The organism is Chitinivorax sp. B (assembly GCF_005503445.1).
Taxonomy (GTDB): Bacteria; Pseudomonadota; Gammaproteobacteria; order Burkholderiales; family SCOH01; genus Chitinivorax.
Genome location: NZ_SCOH01000008.1, coordinates 131,363 through 150,586 on the forward strand (window position 1 = coordinate 131,363; position 19,224 = coordinate 150,586).

The 19,224-nt window shown below is 53.0% G+C and carries 16 protein-coding genes; 11 read left to right on the forward strand and 5 right to left on the reverse strand.

The genetic code is table 11. The annotated features are described in order from the left end of the window. Window positions 1–78 precede the first annotated feature (78 nt). Window positions 79–1,005: an alpha/beta fold hydrolase gene (locus FFS57_RS07385; RefSeq protein WP_137937129.1), complete on the forward strand. Its 927-nt coding sequence runs from the start codon at window positions 79–81 to the stop codon at window positions 1,003–1,005. 19 nt (window positions 1,006–1,024) lie between these two features. On the opposite strand, the gene FFS57_RS07390 is transcribed toward FFS57_RS07385, so the two are convergent. After that, the gene (locus FFS57_RS07390; RefSeq protein ID WP_137937130.1) at window positions 1,025–1,534 is read right to left on the reverse strand and encodes a winged helix DNA-binding protein; all 510 of its coding nucleotides are present in this window, start codon (window positions 1,532–1,534) and stop codon (window positions 1,025–1,027) included. A 226-nt stretch (window positions 1,535–1,760) separates the two neighbouring features. On the opposite strand from FFS57_RS07390, the gene pxpB reads away from it, so the two are divergent. The 8 genes from pxpB (at window position 1,761) to FFS57_RS07430 (ending at window position 9,437) form a co-directional block, all read left to right on the forward strand. Beyond that, a complete protein-coding gene (gene pxpB / locus FFS57_RS07395) occupies window positions 1,761–2,420 on the forward strand; it encodes a 5-oxoprolinase subunit PxpB (protein WP_137937131.1) in 660 nt (219 codons plus the stop codon). Further along, window positions 2,413–3,339 carry a 5-oxoprolinase subunit C family protein gene (locus tag FFS57_RS07400; RefSeq protein ID WP_137937132.1) on the forward strand — a complete coding sequence of 309 codons (927 nt, stop codon included), beginning with the start codon at window positions 2,413–2,415 and terminating at the stop codon, window positions 3,337–3,339. The genes pxpB and FFS57_RS07400 overlap by 8 nt, the downstream gene beginning before the upstream one ends. Next, complete coding sequence (gene pxpA, locus FFS57_RS07405) at window positions 3,329–4,069, forward strand: 5-oxoprolinase subunit PxpA (protein WP_137937133.1); 741 nt, start codon at window positions 3,329–3,331, stop codon at window positions 4,067–4,069. The genes FFS57_RS07400 and pxpA overlap by 11 nt, the downstream gene beginning before the upstream one ends. Before the next feature lie 81 nt (window positions 4,070–4,150). Then, entirely contained in the window at window positions 4,151–4,891 is a 741-nt protein-coding gene (locus FFS57_RS07410) for a DUF969 domain-containing protein (RefSeq protein ID WP_137937134.1), read from the forward strand. Next, entirely contained in the window at window positions 4,888–5,844 is a 957-nt protein-coding gene (locus FFS57_RS07415) for a DUF979 domain-containing protein (RefSeq protein ID WP_137937135.1), read from the forward strand. Before FFS57_RS07410 ends, FFS57_RS07415 begins: the two co-directional genes overlap by 4 nt. 10 nt (window positions 5,845–5,854) lie before the next feature. After that, complete coding sequence (gene pcp, locus FFS57_RS07420; RefSeq protein ID WP_137937136.1) at window positions 5,855–6,508, forward strand: pyroglutamyl-peptidase I; 654 nt, start codon at window positions 5,855–5,857, stop codon at window positions 6,506–6,508. Between the two features lie 533 nt (window positions 6,509–7,041). Beyond that, window positions 7,042–7,686, forward strand: a complete 645-nt coding sequence (locus FFS57_RS07425; RefSeq protein ID WP_137937137.1) for a GNAT family N-acetyltransferase — start codon at window positions 7,042–7,044, stop codon at window positions 7,684–7,686. Window positions 7,687–8,201: 515 nt separating this feature from the next. Then, window positions 8,202–9,437 carry a response regulator gene (locus FFS57_RS07430; protein ID WP_137937138.1) on the forward strand — a complete coding sequence of 412 codons (1,236 nt, stop codon included), beginning with the start codon at window positions 8,202–8,204 and terminating at the stop codon, window positions 9,435–9,437. Window positions 9,438–9,557: 120 nt separating this feature from the next. Here the strand turns inward: FFS57_RS07430 and xseA are convergent, their stop codons facing one another. Beyond that, on the reverse strand, window positions 9,558–10,892 hold the full coding sequence (gene xseA / locus FFS57_RS07435; protein WP_137937139.1) for an exodeoxyribonuclease VII large subunit: 1,335 nt from the start codon (window positions 10,890–10,892) through the stop codon (window positions 9,558–9,560). Between the two features lie 415 nt (window positions 10,893–11,307). Here xseA and FFS57_RS07440 point away from each other — a divergent pair, with 415 nt between their 5' ends. Then, on the forward strand, window positions 11,308–11,916 hold the full coding sequence (locus FFS57_RS07440) for a MotA/TolQ/ExbB proton channel family protein (protein WP_137937140.1): 609 nt from the start codon (window positions 11,308–11,310) through the stop codon (window positions 11,914–11,916). Window positions 11,917–11,931: 15 nt separating this feature from the next. Then, on the forward strand, window positions 11,932–12,351 hold the full coding sequence (locus FFS57_RS07445) for an ExbD/TolR family protein (protein WP_137937141.1): 420 nt from the start codon (window positions 11,932–11,934) through the stop codon (window positions 12,349–12,351). A gap of 76 nt (window positions 12,352–12,427) precedes the next feature. Here the strand turns inward: FFS57_RS07445 and FFS57_RS07450 are convergent, their stop codons facing one another. From FFS57_RS07450 to hemF, 3 genes are all read right to left on the reverse strand, one after another. Continuing rightward, complete coding sequence (locus FFS57_RS07450) at window positions 12,428–13,843, reverse strand: glutamate synthase small subunit GltD family protein (protein WP_137937142.1); 1,416 nt, start codon at window positions 13,841–13,843, stop codon at window positions 12,428–12,430. 14 nt (window positions 13,844–13,857) lie between these two features. After that, the gene (gene gltB, locus FFS57_RS07455) at window positions 13,858–18,312 is read right to left on the reverse strand and encodes a glutamate synthase large subunit (RefSeq protein WP_137937143.1); all 4,455 of its coding nucleotides are present in this window, start codon (window positions 18,310–18,312) and stop codon (window positions 13,858–13,860) included. A gap of 223 nt (window positions 18,313–18,535) precedes the next feature. Beyond that, window positions 18,536–19,224 (reverse strand): oxygen-dependent coproporphyrinogen oxidase (gene hemF / locus FFS57_RS07460; RefSeq protein ID WP_137937144.1); only part of this gene is annotated, 689 nt, incomplete at its 5' end.

Sequence of the window (19,224 nt, forward strand, 5' to 3'; positions counted from 1 at the left end):
TCGTACGGCAAAATGCTTTGCCATGCCGCCAGCACCCCTTACAATCCAATTGGTTAACCCAATACCGGATTGTGTCCGATGCTTCGCCACCTACTGATTACCACCTTAATTGCCGCATCCACTTTGCTGCTGGCCAGTTGCAGCTCAGAACAAGCTGTCCAGACAGCCATCCAGTTCGAGCGCCAGCTCTCCAATCTGGAGCGAAAGCAAATCCAGGTAGACGGCCACACCGTGTTCTATCACGAAGGTGGTCAAGGTGAGACCATTCTGATGCTGCATGGTTTCGGTGGCGACGCTGACAACTGGACCCGCTTCGCTCGCCCGCTGACCGACAACTATCGCGTCATCGCACCGGATTTGCCAGGATCTGGCGAATCCAGTCGGTTACAACAGGCGAACTACAGTATTCCCAAGCAAGCCGAACGGGTGCTGGCCATGATGGATGCCTTGAAGGTGAACAAAGTCCATCTCGTCGGCAATTCGATGGGGGGTTATATCGCGGCCTGGTTTACGGCCAACCATCCTGAACGTGTAAAAAGCCTTGCACTGTTCGACAATGCGGGAGTATTGGGACAAAACCTCTCCCCGTTCTATAAAACCTTGCTGGACGGGCGCAACATGCTGGTCGTGGAAAGTCCGGTTCAGTTTGATGACCTCTGGAAACTGGTATTCGCCGATCCACCCTACCTGCCGGATTTCGTCAAAACCTATTTCGCCAACAAAGCCTATTCGAATCGCGAATTCAACAAAAAGATTTTCAGCGAAGTACGTGAACCCTATCTGCCGCTGGACCCGATGTTACCCAGGATTGTCGCACCGACCCTGATTCTGTGGGGTGAGGAAGACAAGGTACTGGATATCTCCAGCATTGACGTTCTGAAAGCCAACCTGACACATACGCAACCACGGATTGTCACACTACCCGGTGTTGGTCATCTGCCCATGGTCGAAAAACCCAAGGAAACTGCACGCATCTATCTAGACTTTATCCACGACAAAAGCTGAGCACAACAGCCCACGCCGTTCATAGTGACGCACCAGCCCGCGCCGCTTGATCGTACAAGCCGGACAATACCCGCAACAGTTGGGCTGTCCGGCCAATCTCCTCGTTGGGTATGCCGCTTTCCACCAGCGCCTCAATCAGGCATTGCTCGCGCACTTGCCGATACCTCTCGCACAGTGCTGCCCCTGTTTCCGACGTAGAGAAAAACACCTCCTTGCCAATCTTCTCATTGGTCACATAACCCAGCTTCACCAATTTTTTCAATGCATATGACACCACGTGCGTGTCTTCAATATTCAATACAAAGCAGATATCGGCCAGCTTCTTTTTGCGGCCCCTGTGGTTCACGTGGTGGATCAGCGATACCTCTGTCGCTGTCAGGTTCTTTTCACCTGCCGCACTCATGCATCGCACCATCCAACGACTGAAAGCGTTGTGGACCACGATCAGGCCAAATTCAAATTCCGATAGCTCCGCGCTGCGTTCCGACACCAGATGTGACGACGAGACGATATTCATGTGCTGGCTCATGCAAATCCTTGCTGGGTGGGCAATCACAGCAGTATAGCAACAAGCTGCCCGGTCTTTGGCTTACCTAACATTTACATTTTATCGATAATTTGTTGATGAAATGATTTTGTATTCACTATAGTATCAACCAATAACAAGACCAGCCCAGACTGGTTGCGTCCGTATTTATCAGTGCCTGACAAGCCGCTCATTTCTACGGAAGACCATCCATCAGTTGGAGAGGACTGTGAAATCCGTCAATACCCGCTTCTATCTGTTGGGTGAGCGCGCTGCCGTGCTCGAATCCCGCCCACCAGTCGATCTGGTCTGCCAACGCCGTATCTGGTGGCTGGCAGCGGCATTACGTGCCCAACACCGGTTTATCGACATCGTGCCCGGTATGAACAACCTGACTGTGGTGTTTGATCCTTTGCGACAAAACAGCCAGGAAGTACTAGACCAACTCAGCACCCAATGGCAGCAGGCAAAGCAACAGCAGTTCGAACCACGTGAGGTCCGTATCCCGGTCTGTTACGGCGGCAAGGCTGGCCCGGATCTGGACAATGTGTCCAGTTATACCGGGCTGACACCTGAGGCAGTCATTGCACTGCATAGCAGCGTTGACTACACCGTGTTCTTTCTTGGTTTCCAGCCGGGCTTTGCCTACATGGGGGGGTTACCTGATGCATTGATTACCCCGCGCCGTGCTGAACCCAGGCTGGCTGTACCTGCTGGTTCTGTTGGAATTGGTGGCGCTCAAACTGGCATCTACCCCGCACAGAGCCCTGGTGGCTGGCAGCTGATTGGACGAACCAGCCTGACTTTGTTCGACCCGTACAGCACTTCACCTTCGCTACTGTTACCTGGTGATCAGGTCCGTTTTGTGCCGGAGCCCGATCATGCTTGAAATCATTCGCCCTGGGGTGCAAACCACCGTACAGGATCTTGGCCGCCATGGTTTCCGGCACCTTGGTATTGCCCAAGCAGGCGCACTGGATCAACCCGCCCTGATGTTGGCCAACCGCCTGGTCAACAACCCGGCGGATGCCGCAGGGCTTGAAGTCGTGATGGGACCCGTAGCGATCCGCTTTCATCGTGATGGCTGGCTGGCCCTGACTGGCGCCGACTTCGATGCCAGACTTGATGACACACCGCTTTGGCCTGGCTGGCGAGTACCCTACCTAACCGGACAAACCTTGCACCTGGCAGGCCCACGCTTGGGCATGCGCGCCTACTTGGCAGTGGATGGCGGGATCGATGTACCACTTGTGCTGGGTGCGCGTGCCACCGATCTGCGTAGCAACTTTGGTGGTTTTGCCGGCCGCGCACTGCAGGCTGGCGATCTGTTGCCGCAGGGCCAAGCCATTGTTCACTTGAACCGTTGCGGTGCATGGACTCGTCCCTGGAGCCCGGTGATACGCCTGCTACCGGGTCCCGAGTACCATGAGTTTGACGATGCAGTTCACCACGCTTTCTGGCAAAAAGAGTGGAAAGTGTCGTCGCAAAGCGATCGCATGGGTTACCGCTTGCAGGGCCCCCCATTGCATCGATCCAAACCGCATGAACTGCTGTCGCACGGGGTCTTGCCAGGGGTAGTGCAAGTGCCGCCCAACGGTCAACCGATTGTGTTGCTGGCCGATGCCCAGACCACAGGCGGCTATCCACGCATCGCCAGTGTGATTGAGGCTGATCTTTGGAAATTGGCTCAGGCCCGCCCGGGGACACGACTGCACTTCGTGAAAACCACGCTGGATGATGCCCGACAAGCCATGCAGCAATGGCAATTTGAACGTAACCGTTTCGAATGGAGCGCGTATGGACGTTGATTTGAATGCCGACCTGGGGGAAGGCGGTGGGGATGATGCGGCGATTCTGACCTGCGTCAGCTCAGCCAATATTGCCTGCGGCTGGCATGCTGGCGATAGCCTCACCATGCGAGCAGCCATACAAGAATCGCTCAGGCATCATGTGTCGATTGGCGCCCACCCCAGTTTTCCGGATCGCGCCAATTTTGGTCGCAGCCCCATGCAACGCGATCCTGAATTGGTCTATATCGACCTACTGTACCAGATCGGTGGCCTGCAATCGGTGGTACAGACAATGGGTGGGCAACTTCGCCATGTCAAGCCGCATGGCGCCCTCTACAACCAGGCGGCACGTGATCCCACCTTGGCCGATGCCATTGCATTGGCGGTCAAAACCTGTAGTTCAGACCTGAAATTGATGGGGCTGGCTGGCAGTGAATTGATTGCCGCTGCCCACCGTCATGGCCTGATCCCCATCGAAGAAGTCTTCGCCGACCGGGCATACCTGTCCGATGGCAGCTTGGCCCCGCGAGAGATGCCTGGTGCGGTCATTGAAGATGCAGAACGGGCGTTGCAACAGACCTTGCAGATGATCACCCAAGGCACGGTTACCACTATCGATGGACAGACCATCCCCATACGCGCAGAAAGCATCTGTCTGCATGGTGACGGTACCCATGCCCTAATCTTCGCCCGCACGTTACGACACGCCCTGGAAAGTCAAGGTTTGAAGATACGCGCACCAGCCTAATGGAGGTCATTACCAACGTCACCATTCAGGGCAAATAACAAGGCTTGGGCCCAAAGCCAACCAACAAGATGGAGAAATCAGATGGATGCAGTCAGCTATTGGCCCCTGTTGGGGGTAGGTGTGGTCGTGGCAGGCTTTGCCCTGCGTTTCAATGCGTTGTTGGTAGTGACCGTGGCTGGCCTTGTTACTGGCTTGGCCGCCAAGATGCCGGTGGATACGTTGCTTGGGTCGCTTGGCAACGGCTTCATCAAAAGCCGCAATTTGCCCCTGATTTTGTTATTACCCCTGCCAATCATTGGGCTACTGGAACGGCATGGCCTGAAAGAACACGCACAGAACTGGATTGCCCGTATCCGCTCCGCTACCACTGGCCGCTTGTTAATGGTGTACCTGTTCGTACGTGAGGTCACTGCTGCACTTGGATTGACCAGCCTGGGCGGTCACCCACAAATGGTAAGGCCATTGTTGGCCCCCATGGCGGAAGGAGCTGCGGAGATTCGTTATGGCTCGTTACCAGACAAGATTCGCCACAAGTTGCGCGCCCTATCAGCGGCCACCGATAACATTGGCCTGTTTTTTGGTGAAGACATTTTTGTCGCCTTTGGCGCCATAGTCCTGATGCATACCTTTTTACGTGAAAATGGTGTTGAGGTCGAACCATTGCATATCGCCATGTGGGGCATTCCGACCGCCATTGCCGCCTTCCTGATCCATGCTTACCGCCTGTACCGACTTGATCGCTGGCTGGATTGTGAACTACAGCGCCAGACTCGACATGCTGCTTCTGGATCCACCCATCTACCTGCAGGAGCGAAAGCATGATCTTCAAACCGGATTATCTCTACCTGCTGGCGGGTGCCATTCTGCTCATCATTGCCGGCATGAGCGTGCAAGATCGCAGCAATCCGCGTCGCTATGCAACAGCCTTATTCTGGGCCTTGTACGGTGTGATCTTCCTGGCTGGTCAGTTGATCCCCCCTGCCCTGGTCGGGATCATGGTGATTGTCATGGCGCTGATTGCCGGTTTAGGCGGTGTGCAGTTGGGGTCGTATGACCGCCTGGCTGACAGCGTGCGGGCAGCCAAAGCCAAAACGCTGGGTAACAAACTGTTCCTGCCTGCCCTGGCCATTCCGTTTATCACGGTGTTCTGTGCAGTAGTACTGAAAGACGTGAAATGGGGAGAAACACCACTATTCGACCCCAAAAATGTCACATTGCTCAGTCTGGGTGTTGGGTGTCTGCTCGCCTTGCCGCTTTGTCTGAAGCTGACAAATGACACCCCCATGCAATCAATGCGGGAATCACGTCGTCTGCTGGAATCAATGGGCTGGGCAGTCATGCTGCCGCAACTATTGGCCACGCTAGGGCTTGTGTTTACCGAAGCAGGGGTTGGTAAAGCCGTGGCCGACATTACCAAAACTTATCTGGCCGTGGACAACCGCTTGATCGCCGTCGCCGCCTATTCGGTCGGTATGGCCTTGTTTACCATGATCATGGGCAATGCTTTTGCGGCTTTTCCGGTCATCACCGCTGGTATCGGCCTGCCAATCCTGCTTGGCCAACATCATGGCGATGCCGCTGTAATGGCAGCCATAGGCATGTTCTCCGGCTATTGCGGCACGCTGATGACACCCATGGCAGCCAATTTCAACATGGTGCCCGCTGCGCTGCTGGAGCTCCCCGATAAACACGGCGTAATCAAGGTGCAATGGCAAACGGCGCTACCGTTATTGGTAGTCAATATTGGACTGATGTATTTCCTGATGTTCCGCTGAAAGGGGCGCGATGCCAAATGTTCTATTGACTGGGTTCGAGCCCTTTGATGGTGAACGCATCAACCCCTCCTGGGAGGCAGTCCGTCACCTGGAGGGCTTGATTCTGCCAGATGGCAGCCGCGTCATCACCAAGCAGTTACCCTGCGTATTTGATATTGCGCGCCAGCAGCTGACCGATGCACTTGACCATTGGCAGCCATGGATAGCCATTGCCATCGGCCAGGCGGGTGGACGCCCTGAATTGAGCCTAGAACGGGTTGCCATCAACATTGACGATGCCCGTATCCCAGACAATGCCGGCCAACAGCCGATCGATCGGCCCGTCATTCCCAATGGCCCCGCAGCATGGTTCACCACCTTGCCAATCAAGTCTATGGTAGCCACCTTGCGTGAAGCAGGTATCCCGGCGGGTGTATCACACTCAGCAGGCACCTATGTTTGCAACCACGTGTTTTATGGATTGATGCATCAGGCCAGCCGACGGCCGGGGCTCAGCAAAGCCGGGTTTATCCATATTCCTTACCTGCCCGAACAAGCACAACGCCACCCGCCAGGTACCCCATCCATGCCATTGGTACAAATGGTCAATGGTCTGAAACTGGCACTAAAGACCGCGTGCGAAGTAAAAGAGGACATCTGTCTCAGTATCGGAACCACTCACTGATCCCCACCAACTGGCCGACTGGCCATAACACCCTTGCTACCATGGAAGGGTGTTTTTTTACGTTGGTGACCAAGACAGTCAAGGTCGTTGCAAAAAAACAACACTCCTCGCGAGGCAAACGTTTGCGTGACATTTCCGGGGTTTAGCGCAATTGCGTACACCTGGCATCCCAAAATTATGCGTAAAACTACCTATCTCATTGTACGGAAAACGATTTACGGATTGACGAAAGTAGTTGGCGTTCCGTTCCTCTCTGACTTAGCATTCACTCTAACTCGTCGGCAATGCTGATCTGACAAGCGTTCACGACGAGTGCATGTGATCCGCTGATAACCTTGCCAGCACGCAAGGGTTATATCGAGGCCATGCAATATGTATACCGTCTCTCGTCTTAGCAATTACATATTTACCGCTTTAGTCCGCCCTATCGCGCCCCGTCCAATACCACACGGTCGGCAGGTAGACAACGAGATAAGCGAGAATGCAATTGCCTGCTTGATCGCCGTGTACCACCGACCTGAACGCTGGTAATCATGATGCAAATGAACTCATTACCACCTTTTATGCGCAGCGCTCGCTTGCTGCTCCGCACCCCTACCCGCCCAGGCGATACGCAAGCGTTGCTGGATATTTTTGGCGACCTGGCCACCAACCTGTTCAATCCTGGCGGCCCACTACGCAACCTGGCAGAAGCCGAAGCGCTGATGACCAGCTGGCGCCAGCACTGGGCAGACAACAAATTCGGCCCATGGGCGATTTCCTTGCTGGATGAACCTGATTACCTCATCGGTTTCGGCGGCCTGATGCTGAAACAGCTTGATACCACCTTGGCACCAGAACTGCACTGTCGCTTCCGGCCTTCGTCCTGGCGTAAAGGTTATGCGTCCGAGCTGGCCCTCACTGCATTTGATGTGGCTTTCAATCAATTGTCGTTGAGCAGAGTGATCTGTGTGGTGAGGCCAGCCAATCAGCCTTCTCGCAAGGTGCTGAACCGGGTAGGCATGCGTTTGGTTTCGACGATTGAAGAGTACGCAGGCCAAGCACCCAGCTTGATATACGAAATGCGTGCTGTGGACCATCATGCCGGCGTTCTGCCAACATTGGATTTGAGCCTGCCTGCAATCAACCCAGAAGACCTACGTCAGTCAGCCATTCAATCAGCCCGTTTTCTGAATTGATCCCACCCCGCTATCGGGGTGGTACTGGTCATATCGGCATCATTCATACTGTGTAAACTTTACTGGAAAACCTACACATAACGTGCCATAAGCATCGAAAATTCCAGCAAGGTCGAATATCAACAATCAGTGAACGAATTTGTTGCTATGCTTAGCTCAGGCCATCCTTGACCAACTTTTTCCTCAGACAATAGCGGTGGCGTTAGCATTACTTTTCATTTCGAACATTCGGATTTTTGCAAATAAAAACCGTTGTTAGCTGATTTGCAACGCTTTCAATACTCAGACAGCGTTGTGCTGTCTACCCGCTGATGCCCTTGGGTTCTCCCACCACCTGGTTGTTAGAACCTGTTCAAGGTTTGTGATGAGCGGCCACCAGCGGGGTGAAGCGCAGCGCAAAAACCGGCGTGTAGGTGCGATACATGAGGATGTTGAGCAGCACATGAGCCCCGGTCGTGGTTACGCAATAAGACATTAAACAGGTTGTTAGAGAGCTTGTTCAACAAGGAGCCCAGATGAGCAGTGACGATCTCGAATTTTTCGACGACCCAGCCGACACCTCCTCGGACCAACCGCTCAGCAGGCCGTTGTTGAATGTATTCATCGTTGACGACGATGCCATCCTGCGCGAAATACTGTGTGAAGCATTAGCTGAGCGTTACAAAATCTTCTCTTTCGAATCCGCACAGTCTTGTCTAGCCCACATGCGGCAGCTGCAGCCGGACATCGTGCTATTGGATCTGCACCTACCGGATCTCGATGGGTTGGAGCTCTGCCGCCAGATTCGGCGCCACCACCCGGTCAGCGATATGCCGATCATGTTTGTTTCCGGCGACGACACCATGGATGCAAGACTGGCCGGCTACGAAGCAGGTGCACAGGATTTCATCCTGAAACCCATTAGTAATGAAGAACTGCTGCGAAAAGTGGCGGTGATGGAATTATTCTTGCGCGACCAACGCAATCTGAAAGAACAAGCGGGGTTTGCCCAACGTACTGCCTTCACGGCCATGAGCGGTATGAGTGACCTTGGTATCATCATCGAATTCATGCGGGTATCGTTCACGTGCCGCACTGCTGAAGAGGTTGGTCACGCAGTGCTGAATGCCTTGTCACAGTGGGCATTGCAGGGTGCATTGCAGATTCATCAAGGTGGCAGGGAAATCAATCTGAACTCCGCCAACTCAAATTCACCGCTGGAATCGTCCGTGCTAAACCATGCACGGAGTATGGGGCGGATCTTCCAGTTTCGTCGTTACATCGTCTTTAATTATGGCGACCTGACCTTGTTGGTCACCAATATGCCCTTGGAAGACCCGGAACACTGTGGCCGAATCCGGGATAATGTGGCCATTCTGGCCGAAGGGGCAGATGCACGCCTGATTGCGATCCAAGGTGAACAGATTCGAGAACGGCAAGCTTATGGCATTGAATCAGCGCTAGCCAAATTAGAGCGAAGCCTGGAGGAAATCCGGCATGCTTATGCCGCCGAGAAAATGCGGCAGACCGAGTTGATCATGCATATGCATCGCGATCTCTCCAACATGTTGGTGCATTTTGGTCTGACCGATGATCAGGAAAGCAACCTGATGCACCAGATCGCACAATACCTGCACGCGTTACAAGACAACGAGAATTTAAGCGACTGGCTGGTTCAGGAGCTGCAACAGTCGTCTACCCAACTAAGACAACTCGCAACCTGGGGAGAAGCGCAGACCCCTGTTACGCAGGAACCACGCTGGTTGCAATAGCAAAGGCCGGAACTGCACAGCTTCCGTTGCAGCATATGGGATGATGGCTGCACCATGGGTATCACACCGTGAAGTTTCGTTCACCCGGTGGGGTTCCCTCATTTGAGTACCCCGATCTGTTCACTCGTCTTTATCCAGTACCTGCGCATCCAGCCACCCTTTTGCCAGCGTAACATGGATCAACCCACCGGGTACAACATCCCCCGCCTTTCGCACAATCTGGTCGTTGACGTCATGCACGATACTGTAGCCACGTTCCAGTACCGCAGCTGGATTCATTTGCCGCAGTTGTACCTCACACTGTGTCAGCCGGCCTGCAAGACGTTCGAGCTGCAGCTGCCATGCACCGGTCAAACGCCCAGCCAACAAGCGCTGCTGCTTCAATGGCAGATCAATACATGGGCTTACCTGCCGATATCGACGCAACACCGCCTCCAATCGCCATTGCCGCCCGGCAAGTGCATGCACCACGCTTTGGGATAGGCGATGACGTAATCCAGCCAAGTGCTGTGTCTGTTGTGCCAAACGCTGCCCAGGATGCACCAACCTCCTTGCAAGATAATCCAATTGCTGCAAACGTTGCATCAGTAGTCGATCCATATCTCGATCCAGACGACGTTGCAATGCCACCAACTTCCCCACCAATTCTATCCGGTTCGGGCTAACCAGTTCAGCCGCAGCGGTAGGGGTTGCAGCACGCCGATCTGCTACAAAATCAGCAATGGTGACATCCGTCTCGTGTCCTACACCCGATACCACAGGGATTGGGCAGGCTGCTATCGCCCGAGCCACGTTTTCGTCATTAAATGCCCACAAGTCCTCGATACTACCCCCGCCTCGGCACACGATCAGCACATCACATTCCTGCCGCAGCACAGCCGCACGGATCGCAGACACAATCTGTACGGGCGCATCAGCGCCTTGAACCTGCGTTGGATAAAGCACCACAGGTAGTCCCGGCATACGTCGCCGCAATGTGGTCAACACATCCCGTAACGCTGCTGCCGCCGGAGAAGTGACGATACCAATCTGGCGTGGGAACGTTGGCAGCCCCTGCTTTCGGTCGGCATCAAACAAACCTTCCGCCTGCAATTTGGCCTTCAATCGCTCAAAAGCTTCAAACAACGCGCCCAGGCCAGCCAACCGCATGAAATCAACAGACAGCTGAAAGTCACCACGTGGCTCATATAAAGCAGGTACTGCTCGTACCTCGACCCGCATCCCCTCTGCCGGCCGAAAACCAATCAGCGATGCTTTCTGTCGGAACATCACACAACGCACTTGGGCTTGTGCATCCTTGAGCGAAAAATACCAATGCCCAGAAGCCGCAATGGTCAGATTGGAGATTTCACCTGACACCCAGGTCAACGGAAATTGTTGCTCCAGCACCACGCGTACCGCGCGATTGAGTTCACTGACAGTCATCACAGCATGTGTGCGTTCAATCGTTGCCATACTGGATTAATCCACAGAGTTCATAAAATTGTCACATCGTCACTTGACAAAACGTGTCGACTTTTCGACAACGCCAGTCTTATGTTTTTATTCAGATATTCTTAGATAGCTTGCGCAATCTCGGTGCACCAAACCTAGGATTTCAGCACCAGATTGGGACATATCGATACATCATCCACATTGTTATCCACAGGTTGAAGCATGCAATTGGGGATGGCAACGTCAGGCTAAACGTCTTATAAAGGATTTCAGGCCAAGTCCGACTAGCAATATTGACATCAGCATACTTGCCGAACCAGACCTGAGCGATTAAAGTTAGCACCCTTGAAGGTCATGTCGTTATCCTTGGCTTGCCAAGGCCAAACGGCAAGATATTGTCGAATTAAATTCGCCCCAAACGCAAACGGAGTAACGCGTGCTATCCATCATCCAGGCCGCCGGTTGGCCCATCTACCCACTGATTCTGGCATCCATTGCCGCTGTCACCATCATCATCGAACGCATGTTGTCGCTGCGGGCTGATGTTGTGGCACCCAAGGGTCTGCTGAACAAGGTTGTGCAGGAATATCGTTCCGGCGGTGTGACACAGGACATGCTCAACAAGCTGTCACACAGCTCTCACCTCGGCCGCATCTTCGCGGCGGGCCTGCGCAATGTCAACAGTTCACGTGATGTGATGAAAGAATCCATCGAGGAAGCCGGTTCTGCGGTCTCTCATGACCTTGGCCGCTTTCTGACCACACTGGGTTCGATCGCATCTTTGTCCCCGTTACTGGGTCTGCTTGGTACCGTGGTGGGCATGATCGAGATCTTCGGTTCACAAGCACCAACTGGTAACAATCCAGCTCAGTTGGCACATGGTATCTCGATTGCGCTGTACAACACCGCTTTCGGTATCATCATCGCAGTACCTGCAATCGGTTTTTATCGCCACTTACGCAGCAAGATCGATTCACTGACCGTCGAGATGGAACAACAAGCCATCAAGCTGGTGGAAGTCGTTCACGGCGAGCGCAAGCTGTAATCGCGAGGACGGGACATGAATTTCCGTAAAGGACGTATCCAGGAAGAACCCGAAATCAACTTCATCCCGTTGATTGACGTGTTGTTGGTGATTCTGATCTTCCTGATGGTCACTACTACTTACTCTCGTTATGCCGAGCTGCAAATCAACCTGCCTCAGGCAGAGGCTGAGAAACCGGTCGACAAGCCTACTGAGCTGAGTATTGGGGTTGATGCCAACGGTCGCTATGTGATCAACGAAAAACAAGTGGCTTTCAGCAGCCCGGAGTCCTTCAGTATTGAAATGAAGAAAGCTGCCGGTGACCAGAAGGACCCTGTCGTGATTATTAATGCGGATGCCAAGGCAACACACCAATCCGTAGTCAATATCATGGAAGCCGCGCGTTTCGCCGGTTTTGGCCGCATCACCTTCGCGACGCAATCGTCAGGTCAGTAAGCGTTTCGCCATCGCACCATGCAAAACGCCACGGTTATCCGTGGCGTTTTCACTTCTGCTTGGTAACTAAGGTGGCTTACCACAAACCCATATAAGCCAACATACCTTCTGCAGCTTGCCGGCCTTCATAGACTGCCCGTACCACCAAGTCAGCTCCCCGTACTTGATCCCCGCCCGCAAAAACCTTCGGATTGCTGGTCTGGTACTTATAGACCTGACGAGAAGCAGCCAAAGTACGGCCGCGTTCATCAGTCTTAATACCCTGTACATCAAACCAAGTTTCTGGCTCTACTTGAAAGCCAAATGCGATGATGACGTGATCACATTCGATGATTTCATCCGAGCCCTCGACAATCTCAGGCGAACGACGACCCCTGGTATCTGGTGCTCCTAAACGCGTGGTCACCAACTGCACGCCCAAACTGCCATTATCCAGTTTCACCACGCCTGTCGGTTGACGATTCCACAGAAACTGCACACCTTCTTCCTTGGCATTTTCCACCTCACGCTTGGAGCCTGGCATGTTGGCCTCATCGCGACGATAAGCACAGATCACACTCTTGGCGCCTTGCCGGATTGAGGTGCGATTACAGTCCATGGCCGTGTCGCCACCACCCAGCACCACAACTCGCTTGCCTTGCATGGATTGGTAGATGTCACCCCCTGGCAGGGAGCCTAAGGTATGGCGGACATTGTTGACCAGGAAAGGCAATGCTTCCAGCACACCAGGCAGGCTCTCACCTTCAAAGCCGCCTTTCATGTACTTGTACGCCCCCATGCCCATAAATACCGCGTCGTACTCGGTCAGCAACGTATCGATGGAAACATCTTTCCCCACTTCCGTGTTAAGGCGGAACTCGACCCCCATCTCTTCCATGATGCTACGACGGCGCTTGACGATATCTTTTTCCAGCTTGAATTCGGGGATACCAAAGGTCAGTAATCCACCGATTTCTTCATAACGGTCATACACCACCGGCTTCACACCGTTGCGTACCAGGATATCGGCACATGCCAAACCAGCAGGCCCAGCACCAATCACAGCCGCACGCTTGTCGGTCCAGATGACATTCGACATATCCGGTCGCCAACCTGCCTTATAGGCTTCGTCGGTAATGTACTTCTCAACCGAACCGATACTGACTGCGCCAAAACCGCCTTGATTCAATGTACAGGCTCCTTCACACAGGCGGTCCTGTGGGCAGACCCGGCCACAGATTTCTGGCAGTGAGTTGGTCTTGTGGCTCAGCTCCGCCGCCTCAAACAGCTTGCCTTCCTGAATCAGCTTCAACCAGTTGGGAATATAGTTGTGCACTGGGCATTCCCATTCGCAATATGGGTTGCCACAGGAAAGACAACGTCCAGCTTGTTCCTGAGCATCAATCTTGTCGAGCGGTCGGTATATTTCGCGAAACTCTATTTTACGCGCCTCCGCAGGCTTCTTTTCCCCAGGGTTGCGCTGTACCGTCATGAATTGAAATACGTCTGACATGGCAAATAATCCGTTTAGTCTTTCAACAGGCTATCGAGCTTCGCGGCCTTTGGCTTCACCAGCCAGAAGTACGGAATCTGTTCATCGAAGTGTTCCAGCAACCACTGCCCACGCTCTGAACCAGTGAGCGCAACATGTGCTTCAATCTTGTCGCGCAGATAAGCACGGTATTGGCCAGTCGCTTCATTGTTGATCAGGTGAATATCGATCAACTCGTTGTTGTAGCGATATGCAAACCGCTCATTCGGATCGTAGACAAAGGCAAAGCCACCGGTCATCCCAGCTCCGAAATTCACACCAGTCTCACCCAGTACGATAACGCAGCCCCCGGTCATGTATTCACAACAGTGGTCGCCTACACCCTCGACCACAGCCAATGCACCCGAATTACGCACTGCGAATCGCTCACCTGCCGTACCGGCAGCAAACAGCTTGCCGCCTGTCGCACCATAGAGGCAGGTATTACCGATGATGGCAGCTTCGTGTGCCTTAAAATTGGAGCCCTTAGGTGGCCGGATTGCAATCTGACCACCAGCCATGCCTTTACCGACATAGTCGTTGGCATCACCTTCCAGATTGATCTGCAAGCCCTTTGCATTCCACACGCCAAGCGATTGGCCCGCACTGCCTTTCAGATTCAGTCGCAATGTGCCCTCTGGCAAGCCTTCCGCACCATGTAGCTTGGCAATCACCCCAGAAAGACGTGCGCCGATAGAGCGATTGACGTTGCGCACATCATATTCCAGCGTGATGGCTATCTTGTTCTCAATGGCCTCCAGGGCATCCTGCACCATCTGTTCAGCCAACTCACCCTTATCAAACGACGGGTTGCGGTCCTGAATACAAAAGCGCGGCTCGGTATCTGGAATGGCTCCTTCGGAGATCAACGGGTTGAGCTTCAATCGTTTTTGGCGATCGGTTTCGCCTTCCAGCAACTCCAGCAAATCAAAGCGGCCAATCAGTTCTTCCATCTTTGACACACCCAATGCCGCCATCCATTCGCGGGTTTCTTCCGCGATGAAGGTGAAATAGTTCATCACCATTTCCGGCAGGCCCAGGAAATACTTGGTGCGCAATTTGACTTCCTGCGTCGCCACGCCTGTTGCACAATTGTTCAAATGGCAAATACGCAGGTATTTACAGCCCAGTGCCACCATCGGGCCCGTGCCAAAGCCAAAGCTTTCAGCCCCCAGAATAGCGGCCTTGATCACATCCAGACCGGTCTTCAGTCCACCGTCAGTCTGTACCCGTACCCTGCCACGCAGACCATTGGCACGTAGTACCTGTTGCGCTTCAGTCAAGCCCAGTTCCCATGGCGTACCCGCATATTTGACGCTACTCAACGGCGATGCACCTGTACCACCGTCGTACCCTGAAATCGTGATCAAATCTGCGTAGGCCTTGGCCACACCTGCAGCAATCGTCCCGACCCCAGGCTCCGCAACCAGTTTGACTGACACCAATGCTTGAGGGTTCACTTGCTTCAGGTCGAAGATCAATTGAGCCAAATCTTCGATCGAATAAATATCGTGGTGCGGTGGCGGTGAGATCAATGAAATACCGGGCTTGGAATGACGTAGCTTAGCAATCAATGGACTGACTTTGTCACCCGGTAACTGCCCACCCTCACCAGGCTTGGCACCTTGTGCGATCTTGATCTGCAGCACTTCTGCATTGACCAGGTAATGTGGGGTGACACCAAAACGACCGGATGCTACCTGTTTGATCTTCGACATCTTGATGGTGCCATAACGGGCCGGGTCTTCACCACCTTCACCTGAGTTGGAGCGTGCACCCAACCGGTTCATCGCCTCAGCCAATGCCTCATGGGCTTCCGGTGACAGCGCACCCAGTGACATCCCTGCCGAATCAAAGCGCTTGACGATCTCACTGACTGGTTCAACATCTGTCAGTGCAATGCTATTGTCTGGATTGATCTTGACCTGGAACAAATCACGGAACATTGACACCGGCCGCTTGTTCACAATGTCAGCGTATTGCTTGTATTCCTGATAATCGCCATTTTGTACCGCTTTTTGCAGCTGCATGACGACGTCAGGGTTATAGGCGTGATATTCCTCACCAAATACATATTTCAGCAGGCCACCTTGCGCAATCGGACGCATCGGATTAAATGCAGCCCGAGCCAGTTGCTGCTGATCTGCTTCAAAATCCTCAAAATTGGCACCAGATACACGTGATACCGTGCCGGGGAAGCACAATGCCATTACATCTTCATGCACCCCCACCGCCTCGAACAGCTCAGCACCGCGATAGCTAGCAATGGTTGAGATACCCATTTTCGACAGCACTTTCAGCAGGCCCTTATTGATACCCTTGCGATAGTTGCTCATGGCGGTAGCCGGGCTTGCATCCACATCACCAGCAGCGATCAGCTCATAGATCGTCTGATATGCAAGATATGGATAGACCGCCGTCGCACCATAACCCAACAGGCATGCAAAGTGATGTGGATCACGTGCCACACCTGTTTCCACCACAATATTACAGGTGCAACGCAACCCGGCCGCAATCAGCGCTTGGTGTACCGCCCCTGTGGCAAACAGTGCATGGATCGGTAACTTACCTTTGCCGATCTTCTTGTCGGAAAGCACCAGGATGACCGCCCCACCGTGGACCGCTTCAATGATCTGATGGGTCAGCAGTTCAACCGCTCCCTTCAGGTCATATTCTTTAGGGTCATAGCACAGATCGAAAAAAGCAGCGCGGTAGTGCAAATCACCAATCGAGGTAATCCGCACAAACTTCTCGAATGACAAAATCGGCGATCGCACCTCCAAGCGTTTGGCATGATCTGCAGTTTCTTCAAATACATTCTTTTCTGCGCCAAACACGGAGTTCAGCGACATGACAATCGCTTCCCGGATCGGATCAATAGGTGGGTTGGTAACTTGCGCAAATTGCTGGCGTAGATATTCAAACGGCGAACGGACGCGTTGTGACAGCACGGCCATTGGCGTATCGTCCCCCATAGAACCAACAGCCTCCTGACCATCGTCAGCCAGCACACGAATGATCTGGTCACGCTCTTCAAAGGTGACGTTGAACATCTTCTGGTATTGCGTCAGTGAAGCACGATCCATCTCTGGCAAGGCAGAGTCCTCATCCAGACCCAGCTCCAGATAACGTGCATGTTGCTTCACCCAATCGCGGTAAGGATGCTCAGTCTTGAGAATGGTATCGACATCATCCGGCAACAGCAGCTTACCTGTGGACAAATCTGCTGCCACAATCTGCCCTGGTTTGACACGACCTTTTTTGACCACATCTTCCGGCTTGTAGGGCCACACACCGACTTCAGACGCGATCGTTAGGTGACGATCCTTGGTAATGATGTAACGAGCCGGACGCAAACCATTGCGGTCCAGCATACAGGCAGCATAACGGCCATCTGTCAATACAATGCCAGCAGGCCCATCCCAGGGCTCCATGTGCATTGAGTTGTATTCGTAGAAAGCTTTCAAGTCATGGTCGGTGGTATCCACATTCTGCCAGGCTGGCGGCACCAGCAGGCGCAACGCACGGAATAACGAAATCCCGCCCATCAACAAACCCTCCAGCATGTTGTCCAAGCTCATCGAGTCAGACCCGTCAGTCTGCACAATTGGCCGAACATCATCCATATTCGGGATCAACGGCGAGCTCATGATCTTTTCACGCGCACGAGCCCAATTGCGATTTCCCTGCACAGTATTGATTTCACCATTGTGCGCAAGAAAGCGGAATGGCTGCGCCAACTTCCACTGCGGCCAAGTATTGGTCGAGAAACGCTGGTGATATACCGCCAGGCTAGATTCGAAACGTGGGTCTTTCAGATCTGGGAAAAACACCGGCAAATTGGCCGGGGTAACCAGGCCTTTGTAAGAGATGGTGTAAGGCGACAACGTTGGCATATAAAATGCGGGGTCGATACCTTTGGAAGCTTTTTCCGCCAAGCGACGGCCAATGTAAAGCTTGCGCTGAAAGGTAGCCACATCCATACCTGTCGGGCAATTGACGAATACCTGCTGAATTTCAGGCAAGGTCTTCATCGCATACTCACCACAGGCCGATACATCCGTGGGCACCTTACGGAACCCGGCCACATTCAGCCCCTGCTGTTCCAACGATTGACGCAAGCGCGAACGTGATGCAGCACCTACTTGCGGATCAGTACTATGAAACACCAGGCCTGCTGCGTACTCCTTGGCCAGGTGCACGCCCACCTCCTGTGCCACCGCACGCAAAAAACCATCCGGTTTACGGAATAGCAACCCACAACCATCACCAGAAAGACCATCCGCAGCAACTGCACCACGATGTGTCAGACAGGCAAGCGAATTAATTGCAGTTTGCACCAACCAGTGGCTGGGTTTGTCATCCATGTTGGCAATTAAGCCAAAACCGCAACTATCTTGTTCAAAATGCGGGCGATAAAGCGTGCCGTCCAACCAGCGCTGTCTGTCCATTGCCGACTCTACATGATAAAACGAGGAAAAGGCTTTGATTCTATATGCAGAAATCGGCATGGGCAACACAATTTGTGCAGCGCACGATAACAATTCAGTGCAATATTCCGCACGAATACATTACTTTTATTGCAACATAAAACACAAAATATCAGTTTTATTGCCGAGTCGAGTTACAAAATCACGACAGAATTTTTCGAAAAACCGCACCAAAACAGATACTTCATACCCAATCTTTGGCAATCAGGAAATTCCTGTACAGATCTTCTTCCGGGGATCCTGGTTCAGGGTGCCAGTCATAACGCCATCTCACTTCCGGTGGCATCGACATCAAAATCGATTCAGTCCGACCGCCAGATTGCAGTCCAAACAACGTGCCACGATCGAAAACCAGATTAAATTCCACGTATCGCCCACGGCGATAAAGCTGAAAGTCACGCTCACGCTCACCGTAAGGCGTATTCACACGGCGCTCGACAATTGGGAGATAGGCTTTCAGAAAATGGTCACCCACATTACAAGTAAGACCAAAGCAGTGGTCAAAACCACCATCTGACAAATCATCAAAGAAAATACCACCAACACCACGTGGCTCATTACGGTGCTTGAGAAAGAAATAGTCATCACACCATTGTTTGAACTTAGGGTGATACTGCCCCCCAAACGGAGATAATGCTGCCTTACAGGTGCGATGAAAATGAATCACATCCTCGCTAACACCATAGTAGGGCGTCAGATCCATTCCACCACCAAACCACCAAACCGGCTCGCTACTTAGCTCCGTTGCCACAAAAAAACGTACATTCATATGCACCGTAGGGACATACGGATTATGCGGATGCAAAACTAGCGATACCCCCATGGCCTCCCAAGCCCTGCCTGCCAACTCTGGGCGGTGAGCAGATGCAGAAG